This window comes from Kibdelosporangium banguiense, from assembly GCF_017876405.1.
GTDB lineage: Bacteria > Actinomycetota > Actinomycetes > Mycobacteriales > Pseudonocardiaceae > Kibdelosporangium > Kibdelosporangium banguiense.
The window spans coordinates 3429436-3449948 of record NZ_JAGINW010000001.1 but is presented as its reverse complement, the minus strand read 5'-3'; the positions used below and the strand labels follow the sequence as shown (position 1 = coordinate 3449948).

At 67.5% G+C, this 20513-nt stretch carries 14 protein-coding genes; 5 read left to right on the top strand and 9 right to left on the bottom strand.

Features of this window, described 5'->3' with window-relative positions:
* Nucleotides 1-35 precede the first annotated feature (35 nt).
* From JOF56_RS16445 to JOF56_RS16435, 3 genes are all read left to right on the top strand, one after another.
* The gene (locus tag JOF56_RS16445; protein ID WP_209638719.1) at nt 36-3782 is read left to right on the top strand and encodes an ABC transporter ATP-binding protein; all 3747 of its coding nucleotides are present in this window, start codon (nt 36-38) and stop codon (nt 3780-3782) included.
* 232 nt (nt 3783-4014) lie between these two features.
* Complete coding sequence (locus JOF56_RS16440; RefSeq protein ID WP_209638717.1) at nt 4015-7719, top strand: multifunctional oxoglutarate decarboxylase/oxoglutarate dehydrogenase thiamine pyrophosphate-binding subunit/dihydrolipoyllysine-residue succinyltransferase subunit; 3705 nt, start codon at nt 4015-4017, stop codon at nt 7717-7719.
* Between the two features lie 60 nt (nt 7720-7779).
* Nucleotides 7780-7959 carry a DUF6104 family protein gene (locus JOF56_RS16435; protein WP_209638715.1) on the top strand — a complete coding sequence of 60 codons (180 nt, stop codon included), beginning with the start codon at nt 7780-7782 and terminating at the stop codon, nt 7957-7959.
* A 176-nt stretch (nt 7960-8135) separates the two neighbouring features.
* On the opposite strand, the gene hutI is transcribed toward JOF56_RS16435, so the two are convergent.
* The 7 genes from hutI to JOF56_RS16400 form a co-directional block, all read right to left on the bottom strand.
* Nucleotides 8136-9284: an imidazolonepropionase gene (hutI, locus tag JOF56_RS16430; protein ID WP_209638713.1), complete on the bottom strand. Its 1149-nt coding sequence runs from the start codon at nt 9282-9284 to the stop codon at nt 8136-8138.
* Nucleotides 9281-10567, bottom strand: coding sequence for a formimidoylglutamate deiminase (locus JOF56_RS16425; RefSeq protein WP_209638711.1), 1287 nt, complete (start codon nt 10565-10567; stop codon nt 9281-9283). The genes hutI and JOF56_RS16425 overlap by 4 nt, the downstream gene beginning before the upstream one ends.
* Nucleotides 10564-11766, bottom strand: coding sequence for an allantoate amidohydrolase (locus tag JOF56_RS16420; RefSeq protein ID WP_209638709.1), 1203 nt, complete (start codon nt 11764-11766; stop codon nt 10564-10566). Before JOF56_RS16420 ends, JOF56_RS16425 begins: the two co-directional genes overlap by 4 nt.
* A gap of 7 nt (nt 11767-11773) precedes the next feature.
* A complete protein-coding gene (gene hutU / locus JOF56_RS16415) occupies nt 11774-13417 on the bottom strand; it encodes a urocanate hydratase (RefSeq protein WP_307855128.1) in 1644 nt (547 codons plus the stop codon).
* Nucleotides 13414-14919 (bottom strand): histidine ammonia-lyase, encoded by a 1506-nt coding sequence (gene hutH / locus JOF56_RS16410; protein ID WP_209638707.1) that lies wholly within the window; start codon nt 14917-14919, stop codon nt 13414-13416. Before hutH ends, hutU begins: the two co-directional genes overlap by 4 nt.
* Nucleotides 14920-14992: 73 nt before the next feature.
* Nucleotides 14993-15934, bottom strand: a complete 942-nt coding sequence (locus JOF56_RS16405) for a hypothetical protein (RefSeq protein WP_209638705.1) — start codon at nt 15932-15934, stop codon at nt 14993-14995.
* Nucleotides 15931-16413 (bottom strand): SigE family RNA polymerase sigma factor, encoded by a 483-nt coding sequence (locus JOF56_RS16400; RefSeq protein WP_307855127.1) that lies wholly within the window; start codon nt 16411-16413, stop codon nt 15931-15933. The genes JOF56_RS16405 and JOF56_RS16400 overlap by 4 nt, the downstream gene beginning before the upstream one ends.
* Before the next feature lie 55 nt (nt 16414-16468).
* Between JOF56_RS16400 and JOF56_RS16395 the strand changes: the two genes are divergently transcribed.
* Nucleotides 16469-17245 carry an IclR family transcriptional regulator gene (locus JOF56_RS16395; RefSeq protein WP_209638703.1) on the top strand — a complete coding sequence of 259 codons (777 nt, stop codon included), beginning with the start codon at nt 16469-16471 and terminating at the stop codon, nt 17243-17245.
* Here JOF56_RS16395 and JOF56_RS16390 read toward each other — a convergent pair.
* Nucleotides 17242-18666, bottom strand: coding sequence for a DHA2 family efflux MFS transporter permease subunit (locus tag JOF56_RS16390; protein ID WP_209648291.1), 1425 nt, complete (start codon nt 18664-18666; stop codon nt 17242-17244). The genes JOF56_RS16395 and JOF56_RS16390 overlap by 4 nt on opposite strands.
* Nucleotides 18667-18752: 86 nt before the next feature.
* Here JOF56_RS16390 and JOF56_RS16385 point away from each other — a divergent pair, with 86 nt between their 5' ends.
* Nucleotides 18753-19550 (top strand): SDR family oxidoreductase, encoded by a 798-nt coding sequence (locus JOF56_RS16385; RefSeq protein WP_209638702.1) that lies wholly within the window; start codon nt 18753-18755, stop codon nt 19548-19550.
* Between the two features lie 43 nt (nt 19551-19593).
* Here the strand turns inward: JOF56_RS16385 and JOF56_RS16380 are convergent, their stop codons facing one another.
* The gene (locus JOF56_RS16380) at nt 19594-20511 is read right to left on the bottom strand and encodes an ABC transporter substrate-binding protein (RefSeq protein WP_209638700.1); all 918 of its coding nucleotides are present in this window, start codon (nt 20509-20511) and stop codon (nt 19594-19596) included.
* Nucleotides 20512-20513: the final 2 nt, after the last annotated feature.

Genomic DNA, 20513 nt, shown 5'->3' with positions numbered 1-20513 from the left:
CCAATATTGTCGGTATGGCGGCATAACCTGGCGGGGTGCCTGAGAACTCACCTGGATGGATCCGGCGGCTGGCCGGTGCGGCTTGGCGGCATCGCCGCCTGGTCTTGTTCTCCGTACTGGCTTCGGTGATCGGGGTCGGTTTTCAGGCTGTGGGGCCGATCCTGGTCAAGGTCGCCGTCGACGGCGCGGTGGCCGGGCACACCGATGGGCTGGCCGGGCTGGTGGCCGCGCTCGTGGTGATGGAGCTGCTTACGTTCGGTTCCGCGTTCGTGCGGCGGTATCTGGGCGGCCGGCTGGCCTTGGACGTGCAGCACGACCTGAGGCAGCGTGTTTTCCAGGCTGTGCAACGGCTCGACGGCGCGAAACAGGACGCACTGCGCACAGGCCAGGTCGTATCCCGGTCGATCACGGACCTGCAACTCGTGCACGGCTTGCTTTCCATGGTGCCGCTGGCGGTCGGCACTGTGGTCTTCGCGGTGGTCGCGATCGGCGCGATGTTGTGGCTTTCACCACTGTTGACCGTGATCGCGCTCGTGGTGGCGCCGGCCGTGGTGATCGTCGGCGTTCGGAGCCGAAGGCTGCTCTTCCCGGCGACGTGGGCCGCCCAGCAGAGCGCCGCAGATCTGGCTCAGCACGTGGAAGAGACCGTCACGGGTGTCCGTGTGGTCAAGGGATTCGGGCAAGAGGTCCGCGAGGTCTCCCGGCTGGAGAAGGCTGCACGCAAGCTGTTCGCGGAACGGATGCGTGCTGCGGCGCTGACTTCGAGACCGGCCGCGACGATGGTGGCGCTGCCGGCGGTCGGGCAGGTCGGCGTGCTGGCGCTCGGTGGCTGGATGGCGCTCAACGGCCAGGTCACCTTGGGCACGTTCCTGGCGTTCACGAGTTATGTGGCCAACCTGGTCGGCCCTGCGCGGTTGCTGTCGAGTCTGGTGGTGAACGCGCAGCTGGCCAGGGCTGGGGTCGAGCGCGTGTACGACCTGATCGACTCGCAGCCAGAGGTCAAAGAGGCTGCGGACGCGCGGGATGTGCCGGATGGCCCATTGGCGGTGTCGATCGACGGCGTCCAGTTCGGATACACCCGCAGCGAACCTGTGCTCAACGGCCTGAACATCCAGGTTCAACCGGGTGAGACGCTGGCGCTGGTCGGCACGGCGGGGTCCGGGAAATCGACGATCTCCATGCTGCTGCCGCGTTTCTACGACGTCCACGAAGGAGCGATCAAGATCGGCGGCGTGGACATCCGTGAGCTTCGGCTGGCGGAGCTGCGGCGCGCGGTCGGGGTCGTGTTCGAAGAGGCTTTCCTGTTCTCCGACAGCATTCGCGCCAACATCGCGTACGGACGTCCGGACGCCGGCGAGGAAGAAGTGGTCGCAGCGGCCAAAGCCGCGCAGGCGCACGAATTCATCACAAGCCTCGCCGAGGGCTATGACACGACTGTCGGCGAACGCGGACTGACGTTGTCCGGCGGGCAAAGGCAACGCATCGCGCTGGCGCGGGCCTTGTTGACCGACCCGCGAATCCTGGTCCTCGACGACGCGACGTCCGCTGTGGACACCGCGACCGAAGCCGCGATCCACGACACCCTCAAGGAGATCACCGCCAGCCGGACCACGCTGCTTGTCGCCCACCGCCGGTCAAGCCTGGCTCTGGCCGACCGGATAGCGGTACTCGACGGCGGCCGCGTGATCGACATCGGCACGCACGACGAGTTGACAGCCCGGTGCGAGCTGTACCGGAATCTCCTGGCGAGCCAAGGCGAAGCGATCGAAGAGGAGTGCAGTTGCACGCCTGAGCAACTGTCACACGAGGGAATCACGCCCGCACTGTGGCCCGAGAACGCGGAGCAAACACCGGCAGCGACCTCCAAGTCGGCTCCTGCCCTGCAAATGGCCGGTGCCCGGGGTGGGCCCGGTGCGGCGGCCGGAAACGTCCCGGCGACACCGGAATTGCTCGCGCAGATCGAGGCTTTGCCCCCGGCGACCGAGAAACCCGACCTGCCAGGCGAGGATCCGACCACACCCGACCCGAAGTTCTCGTTGCGGCGGCTGCTCAAGCCGGTGCGGTGGGCGCTCATCGTGGTGGGCCTGCTGGTGATCGCGGACGCGGTCATCTCGATGAGCCTGCCCACGCTGGTGCGGTTCGGCATCGACAATGGCGTTGTCACGGGCAGGTCCGGCGGGCTGTGGCTGGCCGCCGGAATCGGGGTTCTGCTGGTCGCGATCGGCTGGCTGACGTCTGCGGCAGGCACGGTGCTGACCGCGCGTGTCGGTGAACGGCTGCTGTTCCTGTTGCGTGTCCGCAGCTACGCACATCTGCAGCGGCTGGGACTCGACTACTACGAGCGGGAGATGGCCGGCCGGATCATGACCCGGATGACCACGGACGTCGACGCGTTGTCGACGTTCCTGCAGACCGGGCTGGTGACCGCGGTGGCGAGCCTGCTGACCGTGGTCGCGGTGACGGTCGCGTTGATCGCCACGGACGGCTCGCTGGCGCTGGTCGCGCTGGCGGTGCTGCCCATCGTGATCGTGGCCACCGTGATCTTCCAGCGACTGTCCTCTGTGGCCTATGCGGAGGCACGGGAGCGGGTCAGCGCGGTCAACGCCGACATGCAGGAGAACGTGTCCGGGCTGCGCGTGGCGCAGGCGTACACCAGGGAGGGCCGGTCCGCCGAAGCCTTCGCGGCCCGCAGTGACGCGTATCGCCGGTCCCGGGCCAGGGCACAGCGCTATATCGCCACCTACTTCCCTTTTGTCGACATGCTTTCCGGGATCGCGCGGGCCGCTGTGCTGGTCGTGGGCGCACAGCGCGTGGCTGAGGGCAGCTTGAGCCCGGGTGTACTACTGGCGTTCCTGCTGTACCTCGGGTTGTTCTTCGCGCCTGTGCAGCAGCTGAGCGGAGTGTTCGACGGGTACCAACAGGCGCGCGTCGGTCTTCGCCGGATCGGCGAGCTGTTGCGTACGCCGAGTTCATTGCGGCCAACCGAGAAGCCTGTTGCCGTGCCGGCGAGCCTGCGCGGCGAGGTGGATCTGCGAGACGTCTCGTTCCACTACCCCGGGGTGGACGAGCCCGCGTTGGACCGCGTGACGTTGCGCGTGGCGCCTGGCGAGACAGTCGCACTCGTCGGCGCCACCGGTGCCGGGAAGTCCACGCTGGTCAAGCTGGTCGCCCGGTTCTACGACGTCACCTCCGGCTCGGTCCGGGTGGACGGTGTCGACGTGCGGGACTACGACCTCAGCGCGTTCCGGCAGCGTCTCGGGGTCGTGCCCCAGGAAGCACACCTGTTCACCGGAGACGTCGCTCGCAACATCTCGTACGGACGGCCCGAGGCGTCGCGTGCGGAAGTCGAAGACGCTGCGCGTTCGGTAGGCGCACTACCGATGGTCGCAACGCTCTCCGAAGGATTCCGCCAACAGGTGGGCGAACGAGGCCAAGGCCTGTCGGCTGGGCAACGCCAGTTGGTCGCGTTGGCACGGGCCGAACTGGCGCAGCCGGACATCCTGCTGCTCGACGAGGCGACGGCGGCGCTCGACCCGTCGACGGAGGCGACTGTGCTGACCGCGAGCGAGCAGCTGACCAGATCGCGAACGACGTTCGTGGTGGCGCACCGGCTTGCCACAGCGGCCCGGGCCGACCGGATCGTCGTGCTGGACGGCGGCCGGATCGTCGAGCAGGGCAGCCATGACGAGCTGATCGACGCGGGAGGCCATTACGCGCGTTTATGGCGGTTCGGTATCGCCGACGAGTCGCCGGACGTGCTGGCCGGATCGGGCTTGGACTGACCGGCGAGCCCTTGCCAGGTCGGCACATCATTGCGCACACTGAGCCGGGGTACGAGCACGGACGGCCAGCCGCCTCTGAAACCATCTCGTGATCGATTCAGTGACCGATACCCCATTATCGGCATGCGCACAAGGTTCAATCGGGTCACACACAGCCCGAGCGGGGTACTAGCCTGGTTGGCGAGTGTGTGTTCAATATCGAGAACGAGATGGATAGAGGCGAGTGCCAGCCGTGTCCAGCAGCAGCCCTGCGTCACAGTTCGGCCCCAATGAGTGGCTCGTCGAAGAGATGTACGAGCAGTTCCTCGCGGACCCCGCGTCAGTGGACCCCGCGTGGCACGATTTCTTCGCCGACTACAAGCCCACACAGCAGCGGACTCAGGGCGTGGCCACCAACGCAGCCACCGGTCAGACCACCACGGTCACCAAGATCGAGCCGCCCGCTGCCGACACCAACGGCCAGGCGCCCGTGAAGGTGCAGCCGTCGCCGGCACCCCCGAAGCCGGCGACAGCGCCCAAACCGGCCCCTGCACCGGTGAAGAAGGCCGAGCCGGCCGCCAAGCCGGCCGCCGCCAGTGGGGCCAGACCGGCGGGCGAGACCACCAAGCCGATCCGCGGCGCCGCGGCCGCGATCGCCAAGAACATGGAGCAGTCGCTGACTGTGCCGACCGCGACAAGCGTTCGCGCGGTGCCGGCGAAGCTCCTCTTCGACAACCGGGTCGTGATCAACAACAGGCTGAAGCGGACCAGGGGCGGGAAGATCTCCTTCACGCACCTGATCGGCTACGCCATGGTGCGCGCCCTGCAGGCGTACCCGAACATGAACCGGCACTACGCCGTCGTGGACGGCAAGCCGCAGCTGATCACGCCCGAGCACGTCAACCTGGGTCTGGCCATCGACCTGCCCGGCAAGGACGGCCAGCGCACCCTGGTGGTGGCGTCCATCAAGGGCTGCGAAGACATGAACTTCGTGCAGTTCTGGCAGGCCTACGAGGACCTGATCCGCAAGGCCCGCGGCGGTCACCTGACCACCGAGGACTTCCAGGGCACGACGATCTCGCTGACCAACCCGGGCACCATCGGCACCAACCACTCGGTGCCGCGGCTGACCGCAGGCCAGGGCGCGATCATCGGTGTCGGCGCGATGGAGTACCCCGCGCAGTACCAGGGCACCAGTGAGAAGGCCCTGGTCGAGATGGGCATCAGCAAGATCATGACGCTGACGTCCACCTACGACCACCGGATCATCCAGGGCGCGGAGTCCGGCGAGTTCCTGCGCCGGATCCACCAGCTGCTGCTGGGCGAGGACAACTTCTACGACGACGTGTTCACGTCGCTGCGGATCCCCTACGAGCCGATCCGCTGGGTGCAGGACATCCCGGACGGCGCCCTCGACAAGACCGCCCGCGTGATCGAGCTGATCGACGCCTTCCGTAACCGCGGCCACCTGATGGCCGACACGGACCCGTTGAACTACCGGCAGCGGCGCCACGACGACCTCGACATCCTGTCGCACGGCATGACGCTGTGGGACCTGGACCGCGAGTTCGCCGTCGGCGGCTTCGCCGGCCACGAGCGGATGACGTTGCGCGACGTGCTCGGCGTGCTGCGCGACTCGTACTGCCGGACCGTCGGCATCGAGTACACCCACATCCTCGACCCAGGCGAGCGCCGCTGGATCCAGGAGCGGGTGGAGGTACCGCACGAGAAGCCCGACGCGGCGGTGCAGAAGTACATCCTGTCCAAGCTGAACGCGGCCGAAGCCTTCGAGACGTTCCTGCAGACCAAGTACGTCGGGCAGAAGCGGTTCTCGCTGGAGGGCGGCGAGACAGTCATCCCGCTGCTGGACACGATCCTGGACAAGGCCGCCGAGTACGAGCTGGACGAGGTCGTCATCGGCATGCCGCACCGCGGCAGGCTGAACGTGCTGGCCAACATCGTCGGCAAGCCGATCTCGCAGATCTTCCGCGAGTTCGAGGGCAACCTCGACCCGGGCCAGGCGCACGGTTCCGGTGACGTGAAGTACCACCTCGGTGCCGAGGGCAAGTACTTCCGGATGTTCGGCGACGGCGAGACCAAGGTGTCGCTGACGGCGAACCCGTCGCACCTGGAGACCGTCGACCCGGTGCTCGAGGGCATCGTGCGGGCCAAGCAGGACATCCTGGACAAGGGTGGTTCGGGCTTCACTGTTCTGCCGGTCGCGCTGCACGGTGACGCCGCGTTCGCCGGCCAGGGTGTGGTCGCCGAGACCCTGAACCTGGCGCTGCTGCGCGGTTACCGCACCGGCGGCACGGTGCACGTGATCATCAACAACCAGGTCGGCTTCACCACGGCACCCGAGCACTCGCGCTCGTCGCAGTACGCGACCGACGTGGCCAAGATGATCCAGGCGCCGGTCTTCCACGTGAACGGCGACGACCCGGAGGCCTGCCACTGGGTGGCGCGCCTCGCGATGGACTACCGGCAGGCGTTCAACAAGGACGTCGTGATCGACATGCTGTGCTACCGGCGGCGCGGGCACAACGAGGGCGACGACCCCTCGATGACCCAGCCGGCGATGTACGACATCATCGACACCAAGCGCAGCGTGCGTAAGACGTACACCGAGGCCCTCATCGGCCGCGGCGACATCTCGGTCGACGAGGCCGAGAAGGCCCTGCGTGACTTCTCCTCGCAGCTCGAGCACGTCTTCAACGAGGTGCGCGAGCTGGAGAAGCACCCACCGGTGCCCAGCCCGTCGGTCGAGGAGGAGCAGCAGGTCCCGGCGCGCGTGCCCACCGCGGTGTCGCGCGAGATGATCGAGCACATCGCGGACGCGCACATCAACCTGCCCGAGGGCTTCACCCCGCACCCGCGGGTCAAGCCGGTGCTCGAGCGGCGCGCCAAGATGGCCCGCGAGGGTGACATCGACTGGGCCTTCGGCGAGCTGCTGGCGTTCGGTTCACTGAACATGGAGGGCAAGCTGGTCCGGCTCGCCGGCCAGGACTCGCGGCGCGGAACGTTCACGCAGCGTCACTCGGTGATCATCGACCGGAAGACCGGCCAGGAGTACACCCCGCTGCAGAACCTCAGCGAGGACCAGGGCCGGTTCATGGTCTATGACTCGGCGCTCTCCGAGTACGCGGCCGTCGGCTTCGAGTACGGCTACTCCGTGGCCAACGGCGACGCACTTGTCCTGTGGGAGGCGCAGTTCGGCGACTTCGTCAACGGAGCGCAGTCGGTCATCGACGAGTTCATCTCTTCGAGTGAAGCCAAGTGGGGCCAGCTCTCGGACGTCGTGCTGCTGCTGCCGCACGGCCACGAAGGCCAGGGCCCGGACCACACGTCCGGCCGGATCGAGCGCTTCCTCCAGCTGTGCGCGGAGGGCTCGATGACCGTGGCGGTGCCGTCCACTCCGGCGAACTACTTCCACCTGCTGCGCAGGCACGCGCTCGACGGCGTGACCCGTCCACTGGTGGTCTTCACGCCGAAGTCCATGCTGCGCAACAAGGCCGCGGTCAGCAAGGTCGAGGACTTCACCAACGAACGCTTCATGTCGGTGATCGACGACCCGACCAGGCCGGACCCGGCGGGCGTGCGCAAGATCCTGTTCGTCTCCGGCAAGCTCTACTACGAACTCGCCGCCGAACAGGCCAAACGCGGCGCCACCGACACAGCCGTGGTCCGCGTCGAACAGCTCTACCCCGTGCCCCAGAAGAAGCTCGCCGCGATCTTCGACAAGTACCCCAACGCCCACGACGTGCGCTGGGTGCAGGAAGAACCGGCCAACCAGGGCTCGTGGCCCTTCTACGGCCTCTTCGTCCGCGAGAAGTTCCCCGAGCGCATGGGCAACATGAAGCGCGTCTCCCGGCGCCCCATGTCCGCCCCCTCGGCCGGCTCCTCCAAGGTCCACGAGGTCGAGCAGCGTTCCTTGATCGACCAGGCATTCAACGACTGAACAACGTAAAACCGGCTCCCGGGGTCTCTCACCCCGGGAGCCTTCTCATGGAGCGAACCTATGTACTTCACCGACCGGGGAATCGAAGAACTGGAACAGCGCCGCGGCGACGAAGAAGTCACCCTCGGCTGGCTCTCGGAAAAACTCCGCACCTTCGTCGACGCAAACCCCTCCTACGAGGAAGCCATCGAACGCCTCGCCACCTTCCTCGCCCGCGACGACCAGGACATCGACGACTGAGCCAACTGATCGCTCGCGACTTTCCTCTCTACGGCCGGTGATCGGCAGACACGACATGCCGATCACCACTGTCCAATGTGAACGCCGCAAGAGCTTCTTATCGTGCCTGAAGGCAGCCGAATGGTACGGCCCTTGCCACCCGTTTGGACATCACATAGATGGAATGCAGCGCAGTCTCAGCGGGCGCGTTCACCCTTTCGCCACACCGCGTACGTCAGTGGAACGCCTGGGCGGTAAGCAAGATGCGTAACGGAAGGCGCGTCCAGTACGTGAATGTCGGCCCGCGAACCTGGCCGGAGGATCCCGATTTCGTTCTCGCGGCGCAAAGCGCGGGCGCCGCCCCAAGTAGCCGCGCGAACAGCTTCGGAAACACTCATGCGCATCTGCAGCACGGCAGTAGCGACGCAGTAGGCCATAGAGGTCGTATACGAAGAGCCGGGATTACAGTTGGAGGCCAACGCGACTGTGGCGCCTGCGTTCAGGAGGCCCTGGGCGTCGGGTAGGGGTTGGCGGGTGGAGAGGTCGCAGGCGGGAAGCAGGGTTGCGACGGTTTCAGACGAGGCGAGGTCGTCGATGTCGGACTTCGTCAAGTATGTGCAGTGGTCGACGGAGGCGGCGTTCAGCTCCACAGCGAGACGGACGCCGGGGCCGTAGTCGAGTTGGTTGCCGTGGACGCGTAGACCTAGACCGTGTTTCGCGCCGGCTTCCAGCACCGCACGGGACTGCACCCCGTCGAAGGCTCCGGTTTCGCAGAAGACGTCTATCCAGCGGACGTGGGGGGCTACCGCTGAGAGCATCTCCCCGCAGACTAGGTCTACATAGGACTCTGCGTTCCAGCCCTGTGGTACCAGATGCGCGCCCAGGAAGGTGACTTCGTCGACCAGAGGGCCGGCTATCCGGGCGGAACGGACTTCCTGCGGAACGTCCAGGCCGTAGCCGGTTTTGGTTTCTATGTAGGTTGTTCCTTGGGAGACGGCTTCGGTGACGTGGCGCTGGATTACCGCAGCCAGTTCGGCGTCGGTGGCGGCGCGGGTTGCGGCTACTGTTACTGCTATTCCGCCTGCGCGGTAGGCGGAGCCGGCCATTCGGGCGCTGAATTCCGCTGTCCTGTCTCCCGTGAAGACCAGGTGGGTGTGACTGTCGACCCAGCCGGGGAGGGCCGCTCGGCCTTCGAGATCAACGCTTGTGTCCGCAGCGGGGGCCGAGGAGGAGGGGCCTGTCCAGACCACCCTGTCGCCGTCGATCACCAGCGCCGCGTCTGTGAGGGTGCCTAGTTCGTCGTCGTTTGTTGTCAGCTCGCCGATGCCGGTGAGCAGCAGAGTCATGGCCAGAGCTCCTCAATTGCCTCAGCCAGCAGCAAACCGACGTTGCCCAGCCGTTCGTGCTGCCCGTCGCGGACAACGATCCGGCCACTGGCGATGACTGTGTGCACGTCCGCCGCGGTCGCGGCGAGCATGGCCTGCTCGGGCAGGCATCCTGCGGTGCGGGGGCTGTCCATGCGGATCGCGACGAGGTCCGCGTGCCCAGCCGGCCAGCCGAGACTGGAGTGCGCTGTCAGGGCCGAGAACAGCTCAGCCGGGGTGAAACGGCCGCGTTGACCGGTTCTGAGACGTTCGCCGTGTTCCAACGCCCTGGCTTCAAGCAGCGGGTCGATCACGGCATGCTGGTCGCTGCCAAGCGAAAGCGGCGATCCCGCGTCGACGAGTTCACGTGCGGGGCCGATGCCGTCCGCCAGATCGGCCTCGGTGGTCGGGCAGAAACAGGCTCCGGTCGCCGAAGAGCCCAGCAGGTTAATGTCCTTCGTGGACAAATGGGTGGCGTGGACTGCCGTGGTACGCGGGGAAAGTGCTCCCGCGGAAGCAAGCAGCTCAGTCGGGGTGAGCCCATATGCCGCCAGGCAGGCCTCATTTTCGGCAGGCTGCTCCGAGAGGTGAACATGCAACGGGCCGGTGGGCCAGGCGGATACCAGCTCACCGAGAGCGGAACGCGGAACCGCCCGGACCGAGTGGATCGCCGCGCCCGCGAGCAAAGTCGAGTCCGAGGCCAACGCGGAGACCCGGGACGCCCAGGCATCGACCGACCCATCGGAGAACCGTTGTTGCGCGGGGGAAATCGGCTGATCGATGCCACCGGCCAGGTAGCAGGTGTCCAGCAGGGTCACCCGGATTCCGACATCCCGGGCGGCCTGCCGCAATGCTTCGGCCATCTCGTTCAGGTCGGAGTACCGGGCCCCGCCCGGGGCGTGGTGCACGTAGTGGAACTCGCCCACACATGTCACCCCGGCCAGCGCCATCTCCGCGTACACCGCGGTCGCCAGCTTCCGGTACGAGGACGGATCCAGCCGGGACGCGAGCGCGTACATCCCTTGGCGCCACGTCCAGAACGTGCCGCCGTCGGAGTGCGTGCGCCCGCGCAAAGCCCGGTGGAACGCATGCGAATGCGCGTTGGCGAAACCCGGCAGCACGAGCCCGGTCAACCGGTAGGCGTCCGGCGGCCGGGGCAGATCCGGTGTGGCCGAGGCGATCCGGCCATCCTCGGCCACCTCGACCAGGACACCGGCACGTACGCCTGACGAGTCCAGCCAGGCGTGCTCACACCAGTATCTCATCCGACGAGCTTCTCGAGGACTTTCGCCAACGCCTCGACGCCGGCCTCACAGTCAGCGGGTTCGGCATGTTCGGCAGGCGCGTGGCTTACTCCGGTCGGGTTACGCACGAACAGCATCGCGGTCGGCACGTGCCCGGCCAGGATCCCGGCGTCGTGACCTGCGCCGGTCGGCAGAGCGGGTGCTTTGCCCAACGCTGAAACCACTTCGTCACGCAGCTCCGAGTCGAAGTGCACAGCGTCCCCATAGGACTCTTCGGTCACCGTGACCTCGCAGCCTTCGTCCCTGGCGGCCTGTTTGGCCGCAGCGGTGATGCGCTCGACCACCGACCGGGTGCGGCCGTCGTTGGGCGCCCGCGCGTCCAGCCAGACGTCCACGGTCGAGGCGATCACGTTGGTTCCGCCCGGGGTGGGTTCGATGCGGCCGACGGTCGCGCGTGAACCGTCCACACTGGATGCTGCCCATCGGGCGGACAGCACCAGCTGGGAGGCGGGCAGCATCGGGTCGTGCCGGGAGGTCATCGGGGTGGCCCCGGCGTGGTTGCCCTCGCCGGTGAACCGGAACCGCCAACGGCCGTGGGCCAGGATCGACGTGGCCACGCCCACCGGCGCGTCCAGGTCGACCAGCCCACGGCCCTGTTCGACGTGCAGCTCCACGAACCGCCCGATCCGGGACAGGGCCTCCTCGTCCTTACCGACGCGCGAGGGATCCAGCCCGGCGGCCTTCACCGCGTCGGCGAACGTGTCGCCAGAACGGTCTTTCAACGCCAGCGCCGCCTCGGCCGGGGTGGCGCCGGTGAGCAGCCGGGAGCCGAGGCACGGCACGCCGAACCGGCCGCCCTCCTCCTCTGCGAACACCATCAGCGCCAGTGGCCGGCCCGGCTTGAACCCTTTGGCCTGCAACGCGTCCACCGCCGCCAAGCTCGACACCACACCCAGCGGCCCGTCGAACGCACCACCGCCGGGCACCGAGTCCAGATGGCTGCCGGTGACCAGTGCGTCCGGGCCCGGGGCGCCCCACCAGGCCCAGATGTTGCCGTTGCGGTCGACCTCGACGTCCAGGCCACGCTTGCCGGCCTCGGCCGTGAACCATTCGCGCAGTTCCAGCTCGGGGGCTTCGAAGCCGTGCCTGGAGTATCCGCCGCGCGCCGAATCCGTTCCGACGTCCTTGATCGCGGTCAGCAACTCCGTCGCCGTGCTCATGCGAAGATCATGCCCGGGTCATCGGAATATGCACACCCCGTGATTGCGCGATCTCACCCGCTCGGTCGTATCCGGCGTCCACATGGCGTAGTACACCCATACCCGGATCGTTGGTCAGCACCCTTTCGATCTTCTGGGCGGACAACTGCGTTCCATCCGCGACAGTCACCTGTCCGGCGTGGATGGACCGGCCGATGCCGACCCCGCCGCCGTGGTGGATGGACACCCAGGTGGCCCCGGACGCGGTGTTGACCATGGCGTTGAGCAGCGGCCAGTCCGCGATCGCGTCCGAGCCGTCGGCCATCGCCTCGGTCTCGCGGTACGGCGAGGCGACCGAGCCGCAGTCGAGGTGGTCGCGGCCGATCACGACCGGCGCGGACAGCTCGCCGCTGGCGACCATCTCGTTGAAACGCAGGCCCGCCAGGTGCCGCTCGCCGTAGCCCAGCCAGCAGATGCGGGCCGGAAGACCTTGGAAGGCAACGCGTTCGCCGGCCATCTTGATCCACCGGGCCAGTGACTCGTTCTCCGGGAACAGCTCCAGGATCGCCCGGTCGGTGGCCGCGATGTCGGCGGGATCGCCCGACAGTGCCGCCCACCGGAACGGGCCCTTGCCTTCGCAGAACAGCGGCCGGATGTACGCGGGCACGAACCCGGGGAAGTCGAATGCACGTTCACAACCGCCGAGTTTTGCCTCGCCACGCAGAGAGTTGCCGTAGTCGAAGACCTCGGCGCCCTTGTCCAGGAAGCCCAGCATCGCGTCGACGTGCTCGGCCATCGAGTCGCGCGCCCGGTCGGTGAACTCGTCCGGCTTCTTGGCCGCGTAGTCCGCCCAGTCCTCCAGAGCGACGCCCTTCGGCAGGTACATCAACGGATCATGCGCGGACGTCTGGTCGGTGACGATGTCGATGTCGACACCCCGGCGCAGCAGCTCGGGCAGGATTTCGGCGGCGTTTCCCACCACGCCGACCGAAAGCGCCCGCTTCTCCCGTTTGGCGGCCTCGACCCGCGCGATCGCACGATCCAAATCGGACGCGAGCTCGTCGAGGTAGCGGGTCTCCAGGCGGCGCTGCGCGCGGTGCGGGTCGACCTCGATGCACAGGGCGACGCCGTCGTTCATGGTCACCGCGAGCGGCTGGGCGCCACCCATCCCGCCCAGACCGGCGGTCACGGTCAGAGTCCCGCGCAGCGAACCGCCGAACTTCTTGTTGGCGATGGCCGCGAAAGTTTCGTACGTGCCCTGCAGGATGCCCTGCGTGCCGATGTAGATCCACGACCCGGCGGTCATCTGGCCGTACATGGTCAGGCCGGCGGCCTCGAGCCGGCGGAACTCCGGCCAGCTGGCCCAATCCGGCACCAGGTTCGAGTTGGCGATCAGCACGCGCGGCGCCCACTCGTGGGTCCGCAGCACGCCGACCGGACGGCCGGACTGCACGAGCAGCGTCTCGTCCTGGTTGAGGTCGGTCAGTTCACGGGTGATCGCGTGGAAACTCGGCCAGTCGCGTGCGGCCTTGCCCGTGCCGCCGTAGACCACGAGGTCTTCGGGGCGTTCGGCGACATCCGGGTCGAGGTTGTTGTGCAGCATGCGAAGCGGGGCTTCAGTCGCCCAGCTCTTCGCGGTCAGCTGGGTGCCGGTGGCGGCCCGAATGGTCACTTGATGCCTCCAGAGCGGATGAGTTCTTCGGCAGCGGCGATGTCGGGCGCGAGGTGCCGGTCGGGCCCTGGCCCGGGAACACGGGTGCGCAATGCCTCGACGGCAGCCGCGGTGGCCGTCGACGGTTTGAGCGGGGCCCGCATGTCGAGCGCGCGGGCGGCGGTGAGCAGTTCGATCGCGAGGACCGTGGTGAGGCCGTCGACCGCTTTGCGCAGCTTGCGTGCGGCCGCCCAGCCCATGGAGACGTGGTCCTCCTGCATGGCGCTGGTCGGGATCGAGTCGACCGACGCGGGCACGGCCAGCCGCTTGAGTTCGGCGACCACCGCGGCCTGCGTGTAGTGGGCGATCATGTGTCCGGAGTCGACACCCGGGTCGTCCGCGAGGAACGCGGGCAGGCCGTGCGAGCGGGACACGTCGAGCATCCGGTCGGTGCGCCGCTCGGACATGCTGGCCACATCGGCGACCGGGATCGCGAGGAAGTCCAGTACGTACGCGATCGGCGCGCCGTGGAAGTTGCCGTTGGACTCGACGCGGCCGTCCGGCAGGACGACCGGATTGTCCACAGCGGACGCGAGTTCCCGGTCGGCGACAAGCTCGGCGTGCGTCAACGTGTCCAACGCGGCGCCGTGCACCTGCGGGGAGCAACGCAACGAGTACGCGTCCTGCACGCGCGTGCAGTCGGGACCGCGGTGGCTGGCGACGATCTCGGAATCGGCCAGGATCGACGCGATCCGCGCGGCCGATTCGCCCTGGCCGGGGTGCGGACGTAGGGCGTGCAGCTCGGCGGCGAACACACGATCCGTGCCGAGCAGGGCTTCGATGCTCATCGCCGCGGTGAGATCCGCGATCTTCATCAGCTTGCGCAGGTCCGCGGCGGCCATGATCAGCATGCCGAGCATGCCGTCCGTGCCGTTGATCAGCGCCAGGCCTTCCTTCTCGGCCAGGCTGACCGGCGTGATGCCGGCTTCCCGCAGGGCTTCCCCGGCGGGCCGGAGCACGCCGTCGACCCTGACCTCGCCCTCGCCCGTGAGGGCCAGGGCAACCGAGGACAGGGGTGCCAGGTCGCCCGAGCAGCCGAGCGAGCCGTACTCCTGGACCACGGGAATGATGCCGGCGTTGATCATCCCGGCCATCGCTCCCACCGTGGCGACCTTCACGCCACTGTGCCCCATCGCGAGCGTCCGCAACCGCAGCAACATCAGGCCACGAACCACTTCGGGCTCGACCTCAGGGCCCGCGCCCGCCGCGTGCGAACGGACCACCGCGTGCTGCAACGCGGTCCGCCGCGCCGGTGGGATGTGGCGGACCGCGAGCGCACCGAACCCGGTGGACACGCCGTACGTCGGCTCCGGTTGTGACGCCAGCCGTTCGACGTGCTCGCGCGACTGTGCGACCGCGCGCAGGGCGTCGTCAGTCAGACGGACGCCCGCGCCTTCACGAGCCACCGCGACAACGTCGGCGCGGCTGATCGGGGTGGGACCCAGGTTCACCTGTTCGGCCATAGCCGCCATCACACCGCGCGGATCACATCCGCACGACCCGACGGAACCCGATCGTGTCTGGGATCCCAGACATTCACTTGCCGAGCCAGGAGAAGTCCGGTTTCGGCCCGACCTTCATGTCCTCCGCGATCTGCCTGGCCTGCGGCTCGGACAGCTGGGAGCCGCCGCTGTAGACCAGTTCGATCTCCCGGCCGTCCGGCGTGGGCACGACGACGTTCCACCCGTTCAGCTTGGTCGCGTTTCTGGGCACGACCCTGGCCTGTATGGCCGGCGGCCCCGAATCGGTTGTTGTCGAGGCATCGGTCCAGGCTTCGCCGGTGGCAGGCGAGCTGCCCTGGATCGACACCCTGATCCGGCTCAGCCCGGCAGGCAGCGTGCCGAAGGACAGTTCTTGGCCGACCACCGCGACGCCGTCCGGTCGGACGGAGTTCGCCGCCTTGATGGCCCTCTCCCGGATGTCCGGGCCGCCAGAGGCCTGAACGACGATCGCCGTGTCCTGGTCCGGCATGAAGACCACGTTGATGAACCCACCAGTGGAGGGACCCGCCACCCAGCCGGGCGCGCCGCCGACGAGGATCTGTTCAGCGCCCTTGCGGGTGACCGAGGACCAGACCGGGCTTCGCGGGGTGTGCACAGCCAGGTGGATAGACCAGTCCTTGTCGGTGCTCCAACTGCGCGCCTGCCCGCCTCCGTCGAGGTCGGCGCTCCGGCTCCGCTCCACAAAGCCGGGTGGGAGGCCGGTCACCGTGTATCTCATCGGGAAAGCGGTGACCGCGGGCGGCGGGGTGGGCTGGGTCGTCGCCGGTGGCGCCGGTAGCACCGGTTCGGCGCTCTGGCGGAACGCGATGGGGACTGTGATCGCCGCAGTCACCACAGCCGCTCCAATGACCACCACCAGCAGGGATCGACGACGGCGACGGGGCTTGGCCAGCGCGTTGATGATCTGGCCGGGATGCGGCGCACGGTTTGCTGCCTTGGCCAGCGCGGCTTTGATCAGCTCTTCGGTGTCGGTCATCGCGGGCCTCCAACCGGCTCGGTCTCGGCGACACGCAGGGTGGCGATCGCGCGGGAGATATGACTGCGGACGGTGGTGACGCGACAGCCCAAGATTTCGGCGATCTCGTCGTCCGAGCAGCCCTCGTAGTAGCGGAGCACCACGCAGGCACGCTGTTTTCGAGGCAGGCACGCGATCTTCGCGAGCATCGCGTCCCGCTCGTCGTAGTGGGCCGTCGGGTCCGCCATGACCGGTTCGAGATCAGCCAGCGCGACGTCCTTCCTGGCTTTGTGCCTGCGCCAGGACAGGTACTCGTTGGTGACCATCCGTTTGACGTACGCGCCGGGATTGTCCATCGCGCCGATGCGTGACCACCTGACCTGGGCGCGCAGCATCGTTTCCTGCACGACGTCCTGAGCCAGGTTGGGGTCGCAACTGAGCGCGGTGGCATACCGCAGCAGTGCGGTCAGCCGGGCGCTGACGAACTCTTCGAAGTCCACGCCCCTCCAATGCTCGAACCGCCGGATTCATTGAGCCCGTATTAGCGTGACATTCGTGGTCACCAGTTCGGACGTGCCGGCGTTGCGCCGCGGCTTGGCCGTGTTGCGGCTGATCGCGGGCCGGCCTGGGCCGGTGTCGGCCGCGGCTGTGGCCCGTGAGCTGGGATTACCGCGATCGACCACGTATCACCTGCTGGCGGAGCTGGCCGAGGCCGGGTTCGTGACACACCTGCCGGAAGAACGCCGCTACGGCCTGGGCGTGACCGCGTTCGAGGTCGGGTCGGCGTACCTACGGCAGGACCCGCTCGAACGACTCGCGCGGCCGTTGCTGCGCCGGTTCGCTGACAGGGTCGGGCACACCGGGCACTTGGGCGTGCTGCACGGCGCCGAGACGCTCTACGTAGTGCGAGAACAGCCGTCGCATCCACAGTCGCTGGTGACGTCCGTCGGTGTTCGGTTGCCCTCACAGTTGCCAGCGTCAGGCCGGGCGATCCTCGCGTACTTGCCGCCCGCGCAGGTCAGGGCTTTGTTCCCAAGCAAGGACAGTTTTGTCGCACGTACCGAACGCGGACCGCGGGACCTTCCGTCGCTGCGGCGGCTGCTGACCTCGGAACGCCGACGGGGCTGGGCAGTCGAAGACGGCTACGTCACCAGTGGGTTCGCGTCGGTCGCGGCGCCGATCTTCGACCACGGCGGCCGGCCGATCGCCGCGATCAGCGCCACCTTCCGGCACGAATGCGCCCAGGAATGCGGCGAGACCTGGCCTGACCTGGCCGCCGAGGTGAGCAAGGTGGCCACCGAGATGACCATCCGGGTCGGCGGGGTCCGTTAGGAAGGCTTCAGCACGCCGCGGTCCACGTCTTCGAACAGCGCTGCGGCCCGCGCGGCGGTGCTCTTGGCCCACGCCCCGGTGCTGATCAGGCCCAGCGCCAGGATGCCCACTCCGAGGCCGAACACGAGCCACCACACGCCACGCTCCGAGTCAGTGAAAGCAGTGCCTCCACTGACCGAGCCCACGATCGTGCCGGCGATCGCGACGCCCAGGGTGGTACCGGTCTGGCGGCCCGCGGATGCCAGCGAGGTGGCTACGCCCGCCATTGATCGGGGCATGCCCGAGACGGCCGTGTTGGTGATCGGCGGGTTGACGGTGCCTTGGAAGACACCGAAAAACAGGTACACAGCAAGCACGAGCACAAGCGGGGTCGCAGGCTCGAAGAACAGTGACAGCAAGCCGCCCAGAGCCAGTGCTGTTCCGGAGACCACAAGCGGCGGCCGCGGACCGCGTACACCGACCAGTTTGCCGGTATACGGCGAAAGCAGCGCGATCAGCGCACCGACCGGCAGCAGGCTCAGCCCGGCCGCCAGTGCCGACATCCCCCGGATGTTCTGCAGGTACAGGGTTGTGACGAACAGGAATGCACCGAAGGCGCACAAACTGAACAGGGCCATCAGGATCGCCGAACTGAACGGCACGCTGCGGAACAGACGCAGTTCCAGCAACGGATCGGCACGGCGGCTCTCGTAGATGATGACGCCGGCCACGCCCAGAACCGCGACGCCCAGCAGGACGATGATCACCGGTGAGGTCCAGCCACGATGGTTGGCCTCGATGATCGCGTAGACCACACTGCCCAGCACGAGGATCACCAGGAGCTGGCCGATCGGGTCGAACCGGCGGGCCCGCGGCGCACAGGACTCGGGCACGAACAACGTGGTGAGCACGACCGCGACGAGCACGATCGGCACGTTGATCCAGAAGACAGAACGCCAGCCGATGCCGTCGACCAGGGCTCCGCCGAGGATCGGGCCCAGCGCCAACGACAGTCCTGACATCGAGCCGAACACGCCGATGGTCTTCGCCCGCTCGGCCGGGACGGTGAACGTGGTGGCGATGATGGCCATTGCCACCGGATTGAGCATGCAGCCACCGACGGCTTGCACGGCACGAGCCGCGATCAGTCCCTCGATGTCCGGCGCCAGGGCGCAGAACAGCGAGCCGAGGCCGAACGCGACGAGGCCGATCTGGAAGACGCGCTTGCGGCCGAACCGGTCGGCAGTCGACCCGGCCAGCAGCAGGAAACTGGCCAGCACCAACGTGTACGCGTCGACTGTCCACTGCAGACCAGTCACCGAGGCGTTCAGGTCACGGTGGATGGCCGGCAGCGCGGTGTTGACGATGGAGATGTCCATGACCACGACGATCATGCTGGCGCAACAGATGGCGAGCACCAGCGATCGTTGGCTGAGTTTCATCACGTGCGTTGACGCTAGGACTTGGAGTGCGCTCCAGGTCAAGCTCGGATTGACCTGAACCAAGGTTGAGGATGCACAGTGGCGGTATGACGATCCTCGTAACCGGGGCGACCGGGAAAGTCGGCCGGCAGGCCGTGAGCCAGCTGCACGCCCAGGGACACGACGTCCGCGCCCTGGTCCGCCGCCCATCCGGGCTGCCCGGCGAAATACCGGGCGATCTGACCGATGCGGGCAGTGTGAAGCAAGCACTGGACGGCGTGGACAAGGTGTTCCTGGTCTGGCCGTTCTTCGACGCCGACAACCTCGCGCCGGTCCTCGAAGCCATCTCGGACCGGCACATCGTGTACCTGTCCTCCTCCGGCGAACCCCCTTGGGCGCTTGCCGCCGAAGCCCTGATCGAGCAGGCGACTCCGCGGTGGACTTTCCTGCGGCCGACCGGATTCGCCGGCAACGCACTGGAATTCGCGCCCGAGATCAAAGCAGGCGACGTTGTCCGCGCGCCCTTCGGCAAGATGGCCAGGCCGTTGATCCACGAGTACGACATGGCCGCGGTCGGTGTCCTCGCCCTGACCGAAGACGGTCACGCCGGCAAGAAGTACGAGTTGAGCGGCCCTGAACTGGTGACCCAGATCGAGCAGGTCCAGATCATCGGCGATGTGATCGGCCGGCCACTGCGTTTCGAGGAACTCTCCCCCGAACAGGCCAAAGCCGACATGACGGCGGCAGGCTGGCCGCAGCAGCTGATCGACAGCGCACTCGGCGCCTGGGCAGGCATGCTCGAGACACCCGAGGCCATAACGTCCACAGTGGAGGAGCTGACTGGCAGGCCCGCCAAGACCTTCCGCGAATGGGCCGAAGACCACGCGGCCGACTTCCGGGCATGAGAAACGCGGGTTCCCCAGCGGAACCCGCGTTCTCCGCAGATGATCAGATACCGGCTGAGGCCAGCCAGTCCTGCGCGACCTTGGACGCGTCCGGCTTGTCCGGGGCGGCCAGCTTGCCGTTGAGGTCGAGCAGTGTCTTGGTGTCCAGCTTCGCCGAGATCTTGTTCAGCGTCGTCTTCACCACGTCGGATGCCTTCTTGGCGTTGAGCACCGGCACGACGTTCTGGGCGGCGAAGTTGTTCTTCGGGTCGTCCAGCACGACGAAGCCGTTCTGCTCGATCGAGGCTTCGGTGGTGAAGATGTCCGCGGCCTGGATGTCACCGTCGAGCAGGGCTTTGGCGGTGATCGGGCCCGGCTCCAGGGACTTGTACTCCTTGAAGTTCAGCCCGTAGCGCTCCTTGAGGCCCGGGATGCCGTCCGGCCGCTGCTGGAACTCCGGCGGCCCGCCGAAGACCATCTCACCGGCGTGCGCGGTCAGGTCCGCGATCGACTTGGCGTTGTACCTGGCCGCGGTCTCCTTGGTGATGACCACCGCGTCCTTGTCCTCTGCCGACGCCTTGTCCAGCACGGTCAGAGTCTGCGGCAGGACCTTCTTCAGCTCGGCGTACACCTCGTCGGGGCTGGTCGCGGTCTTGGTCTTGTCGATGTACTGCATCAGCACGCCGGTGTACTCGGGCACCAGGTCGATCGAGCCGTCCTGGATGCCAGGGAAGTACGTCTCCCGGCTGCCGATGCCCAGCTTCTTCTCGACCTTCACGCCCTTGGCCGACAGCGCCTGGGCGTAGATCTCGGCCAGCAGCCTGCTCTCGGCGAAGTTCGCCGAACCCACGATGATCGTGTCGGCCGGTGCCGGATTGCCTGTCGCGTTGTTGCCCGCGAGCGGGTCGGACGAGCCCCCGCATGCGGTCAGCGCGAGCGATGCCGCGACAACGGTCGCCAGCCCTGCCAGTGTGCGCCTCATTG